Raw genomic sequence first — 5,558 nt, forward strand, 5'->3', positions numbered from 1 at the left:
ATGGATGACATAAAGTTTCATAAGAATGCAGATGTAATAGAGGAGATTAAGTCAGTAGTTGGATGCGAAGTATTGTTTTTAACTCACCAGATTTAAACCAAATTGAGCATTATTGGTTTAAGATTAAGCATTTAGTTAGAAAATATAGAAGAAAATTTGTACAGACACCCTAGCTTATGTGCTAAAAACTGTCTCAACCTCTTTTGACTAGGCTATAGAATGGCTTATATGAGGTATTATCTGCCTGCCTCAAATAAAGCAGCTAAAGTAGCTCTTACTTTTAAAATTCACATAATTCTCATTCATTTTGTATACCATTTACCACTTCTAAAATATCTCTATAAGAATTTAAGATTTCTTCTTGTGTTATACAATATGGTGGCAGCAAATATACGGTATTACCAAGTGGTCTAAGTAACATGCCTTTAGATAAAAACCTCTTCTTTAATTCAGCATTAAGGTTAGCATGTAATAAATGTACCTCAAATGCGGCTATTGTACCACAAACTCTCAGGCCAGATATTCTTTCACTTTGTTTTAAAATGTCTAAACCTTGAAGATGCGCTGAGTTAATATTAATTATATTACAAATACTATTTTTCAGAATTTCTATAGATTTTATTGCAGCCGCACATGCAATTGGATTAGCTGTATACGAATGCCCATGCGCAAATGCTCTAAAAAAATCATCTCCAAGAAATGCATTATAAATGATATCTGTAGTAATTGTAAGCGCAAGTGGCAAAAAACCACCAGTAATACCTTTAGATATGCATAAAAAATCAGGTTTTATTAAAATTTGATCAAGTGCAAAAAGAGTACCTGTCCTATAAAAGCCAGTCATCACCTCATCAAATATAATAAATATTCCACGCTCCTTGATAGCACTTAAAACCCTATTCAAAAAAGATACTCTACACATTCTCATACCACCAGCACCCTGAACTAACGGCTCTAATATCAATGCCGATATCTTGTTTGAATATTCATCTAATACTTCTACTAGCTCCCTCAGCACCACCTCTTCTTTTTCTTCTATTTCGGTATCACCAATCCAAGTATGTGGGAATTTAATCTTTATGCTTTGAAATTGTAACTTTTTAAAATGATCATGAAATCCTGAATTACTTACACTCATAGCACCAAGAGTATCACCATGATAAGAGCCATCAAAACTTAAGAAAAGTGTTTTTTCTCTATCACCCTGATTATACCAAAATTGATAAGCCATCTTTAGCGCAACCTCAACGCTAGTAGAGCCATTATCTGAAAAAAAGAATTTTGTTAAACGGTCTGGAATTAAAGAGCTTAGTTCTTCACATAGTCTTATAGCAGGCTCATGAGTAAATCCTGCAAAAATTACATGCTCTAACTTTAATGCTTGATTATATATTGCCCGCGCAATTTCAGGATGGGCATGACCATGCAAGTTAACCCACCAGCTAGAAATAAGATCTATATATTTGTTACCATCTGCATCAAAAAGATACGCTCCATCACCCCTTATAATCTTTAATTCTGGAACAGAATTTTTTTGCTGTGTAAAGGGATGCCATATCAAATTCTTATTCATTATATTTTAAAAGTTTTTGAAATACTTTGCAACGATCTATAGGTTATAACATCAAGTTTTGGTATTTCAGCTAATATTCTCACATTCCCATAAAACTTAATACTATCTGCATTATGTTTATTAGCATTACCATTTAGTACCACGCCCAAAACCTCTATACCTCTTTTTCTTAATGCATCTATTGAAAGTAACGTATGATTTATAGTACCAATCTCTGTTCTACTTACTAAAATTACTGGCGTACCAAGATGTTTTATCAAATCAATAATAAAATGCTTCTTGTTTATGGGAACCATCAGCCCACCGGCCCCTTCAATTATTAACCCTTTTCCGTATGGCAAACTAATCTTATTTATGTCTATTTCATCATTTTCCATAGCGGCCGCTATATGAGGAGAAAGTGGCGCACTATACCTATAAACTTCTGGATATATATTAACGTCAAATACCTCTTGAACAACCTTTGAATCAAGCTCAGCACCAGTTTGTATAGGCTTAAAATACGTATAACCAAACCTCATACACAGAAGCCCAGAGACAAAAGTTTTTCCAACCCCGGTATCTGTGCCAGTTACAAATATATTCACTTATTCAAAAAGACTAACAAATTAGAAATGACCTTTTTTTACTATTGCAAATAATACATTATAACTAACTAAAAACTCTTTTTTCATATCTTTTGCCGCTCTTAACAAATTCTCTGAATACCCAATCTCATTATTATTGCCGATTCCAAGATTTCTAACATACTGCAAAAAAGCATAAAAATTTTCAAACAATAAATAAAACTCTTTTGCCTCAAATATAATTTGATGCACGTTAAGCTTTCTCATATATATGCATATTTCCTCCTTTGTAGGGTAAGATAAGAAGCCTTTTATACCGAGCAGACTAGTTAATTGGTAAAAAGTCCCATCAAGTAACGTGCTAAAGGCAAATACATCCGATTGTGATAATACTTTCTTTATAAGTGTACATATATTAGATGACCACTGCATCGCAAAATTTGAAACTACCAAACCGCAGCTTGGTAGATACACCTCATCCATATCCCCTAATAAAACCTCAAGCCTTTTAGATCCAGAGAATCTTTTCTCGATCTCCTGAAGCATTAATGCGGATATATCATTAGCTACAACATAACTTTTAGGAAATTTCTTAAGCATCAGTTTTACCAATGCACCAGTGCCACTACCTATATCAAGAATTTTAGCAGGATATAGGTCAGGAAGATGTTTAAAAAGAAGATGACACAAAAACTCTGCACAAGAACTTTGTATTGAGCTAAATTTATCATATATACATGCGGCCCTATCAAAATTCTGAGCCACTAACTTTTTATCCAAATTTACAATCAATTGAGAAGCCGAAGCACCAAAAACAGCAGCATGGACTTATACACTATATGCTTAGCTTTAATCAAGAACTACAAATAAGATGCGGTGTTTCAATATAAATTTGGAATAACAATATATACCAAACCTTTGCCGCATTTAATGCGGTCCCACATGCGAAATATGGAGCCAAATTTTCTTTATTTATTAGAAATATTTACAATAGTTTCTTAACTGCAAGATCTACGTGAACTTGGCCCAGGGCCTCCTTCATCGCCTGAAGTACAAGAACCCATCACAAGCGCATCAGCTGCTCCGAGTTCTAGTATATTAATTTGATTATTTTGCATATTCATAACAATTTAAAAACAGATACATTGAGAAAATTTTAATTTAATCAATATTCATCTGTTTATTATAGATTTCGCCCATTTTCAAGAAATTTATCTTATAATTACTAGAGAGTGTAAGATTTCAGCCAACATAGAAATAATAATTGGTACTTGGAAAACATGATTTTTCTAATTAGTGTCTATAAATCTTCAAAACAAGTCATTCAAATAGCCGAAGCCATTGCTGATAATTATGATGAAAAATTTGTCAAAAAGCTTCTTACTGATTCTAAGCTAAGATATAAAACAAGAAATTCATAAATCAATTGATCAATTTTTAGAAATATAAATTATGAAAAAGGTTATTTTATTATTATGTAGCATCATGTTATCCTCAAACATAACGTTTGCTAACACATGTTTTATCGCTAAAGAAAAAGATCAAGTTATCCATAAAGAGGGAAATTGTGAAAAGCGCTATGCGCCTATGTCTACTTTTAAAATTACCTTGAGTTTGATAGGTTTTGATTCAGGTATTCTTGTTGATGAAACGAACCCTGTATGGCCTTTTAAAGAAGAATATGTTGATTGGAGTGATGCTTGGAAACAAGATCAAACACCACAAAGTTGGATGAAAGAGTCTTGTGTTTGGTATAGCCAAGTTTTAACCAAGAGGCTTGGAATGGAAAAATTTCAAGATTATGTCACAAAATTTGTTTATGGAAATCAAGATCTTTAAGGCGACAAGGGTAAAAACAACGGTCTTACAAACGCTTGGTTATCCAGTTCTCTTGAAATATCAAGCTTAGAGCAAATAGTTTTTTTAGAAAAAATTCTAACAGGTAAACTGCCTATTAACGTACATGCAATAAGGATGACAAAAAATATTCTTTTTATTGAAGGGTTAAAAGATGGCTGGAAGCTGTATGGCAAAACAGGATTGGGGAGTTTATTAAATGCTGATAGAACAAAAAATCCTGACCTATACCATGGCTGGTTCATTGGTTGGATTGAAAAGGGTGACAGAAGAATTATTTTTTCAAACCATATATCGGACGATAAAAAAGAAGAAACTTTTGCATCATTACGCGCCAAAGCAGATGTAAAGGAAAGATTAATGAAAATTATAGAGCAAATATAAGATGTTAAAAACAACACATGAAGAATTTAAGGCTTTGTGTACGGTTGTAAAAATAGAAGAGTTTTCAAGAGCAAAAACAACCAGCATTCAAAGTATGGGCAGATTTTGGTCCTAAGATCGGCATGTCGCAAACCATCAGCTCAGGTTGCCGTGCACCAGAAAGCCTTGCCAGATTGTGTGGATAATTTAGGAGAGAATAATATAGTTTGGCTCTCAGTTTTTGCCTGCTGGCTTTGCTGATGAAAATGGAGCTATTTGCTAACAGTTGATCTAAAGGTTCCAGTAGAAATCTATTGAAAAGATAATATGCTACTTTATTGCTTAATTTTTGAATTATAAATGTAGAGGTTTTTTATGACACATGTTTTGCCGCCAGCAATCTGGCTTATTGTTCTTATTGTGGGCCTACCACAGCTTTCTGAAACCGTTTATACACCGTCTTTACCTGATATAGCCCATACACTGCTTACTTCAGAAGGGATGGTGGAATACACACTCACAATTTACCTCTTTGGCTTTGCTTTTGGTACGCTCTTTTGGGGTAGAATTTCCGATAAATTAGGCCGCAAGCCCTGTATTATCGCAGGTCTCTTGCTCTTTATTTTCGGTTGCGTTGGTTGTTATTTTAGCAATTCAATTGAAATGTTAATGATCAGCCGTTTGGTACAAGCGTTTGGTGGTAGCATAGGGAGTGTTCTTGGTCAGGCAATTTGCAGAGATGCGTTTCATGGTCCGGCCCTCGGAATGGTATATTCTACAATTGGTAGCGCACTTGCATTATTTCCAGCACTTGGACCTTTATGCGGAGGACTCATTGCCGAAATGTTTGGATGGAGAAACATTTTTGTCTTTCTGATCTTGTTTGCGCTTATTGTAACTTTTCTTGTAAGCATGAGACTACCAGAAACATATGCTTCACGTAAACAGGTTTCTATGTGTGATATTGCAAAGCAACTTTTGACCGATAAAAAAGTGTTGGGCTTTGCTCTTATAGTTGCTGGATGTAACGGAATTCTCTTCAGTTATTTTGCCGAAGGATCTTTTTATCTCATCAAGGGGTTAAATCTTTCACCGAGTCATTAGGCACTGTTAACAAAGGTTTTGCCAAATAATGGAAAAGATGCAATATTATATTGGAGGCGATAAATATGGTATTTAGATGGATAAAAGGTTGTTTC

4 protein-coding genes and 1 pseudogene are annotated in these 5,558 nt (G+C 34.1%); 2 read left to right on the plus strand and 3 right to left on the minus strand.

All coding sequences use genetic code 11. The features are described from left to right. Positions 1 to 298: 298 nt before the first annotated feature. From bioA to Cyrtocomes_RS05015, 3 genes are read right to left on the minus strand one after another with little or no spacing between them, the layout of a single operon-like run. Positions 299 to 1,573, minus strand: a complete 1,275-nt coding sequence (gene bioA / locus Cyrtocomes_RS05005; RefSeq protein WP_322498097.1) for an adenosylmethionine--8-amino-7-oxononanoate transaminase — start codon at positions 1,571 to 1,573, stop codon at positions 299 to 301. After that, the gene (gene bioD, locus Cyrtocomes_RS05010) at positions 1,573 to 2,160 is read right to left on the minus strand and encodes a dethiobiotin synthase (RefSeq protein WP_322498098.1); all 588 of its coding nucleotides are present in this window, start codon (positions 2,158 to 2,160) and stop codon (positions 1,573 to 1,575) included. The genes bioA and bioD overlap by 1 nt, the downstream gene beginning before the upstream one ends. A gap of 21 nt (positions 2,161 to 2,181) precedes the next feature. Further along, positions 2,182 to 2,931, minus strand: a complete 750-nt coding sequence (locus tag Cyrtocomes_RS05015; RefSeq protein WP_322498099.1) for a methyltransferase domain-containing protein — start codon at positions 2,929 to 2,931, stop codon at positions 2,182 to 2,184. A 660-nt stretch (positions 2,932 to 3,591) separates the two neighbouring features. Between Cyrtocomes_RS05015 and blaOXA the strand changes: the two are divergent. Further along, a pseudogene (blaOXA, locus tag Cyrtocomes_RS05020) lies at positions 3,592 to 4,380 on the plus strand (class D beta-lactamase). Between the two features lie 354 nt (positions 4,381 to 4,734). Further along, the gene (locus Cyrtocomes_RS05025) at positions 4,735 to 5,463 is read left to right on the plus strand and encodes a Bcr/CflA family efflux MFS transporter (protein WP_322498100.1); all 729 of its coding nucleotides are present in this window, start codon (positions 4,735 to 4,737) and stop codon (positions 5,461 to 5,463) included. The last annotated feature ends 95 nt before the right edge of the window (positions 5,464 to 5,558 follow it).

The organism is Candidatus Cyrtobacter comes (assembly GCF_034470605.1).
Classification (GTDB): Bacteria; Pseudomonadota; Alphaproteobacteria; order Rickettsiales; family Midichloriaceae; genus Cyrtobacter; species Cyrtobacter comes.

Bases quoted from the DNA above. Each gene is read 5' to 3' on its own strand.
- bioA (WP_322498097.1), bottom strand. From the start codon at position 1,573: ATGAATAAGAATTTGATATGGCATCCCTTTACACAGCAAAAAAATTCT.
- Cyrtocomes_RS05025 (WP_322498100.1), top strand. From the start codon at position 4,735: ATGACACATGTTTTGCCGCCAGCAATCTGGCTTATTGTTCTTATTGTG.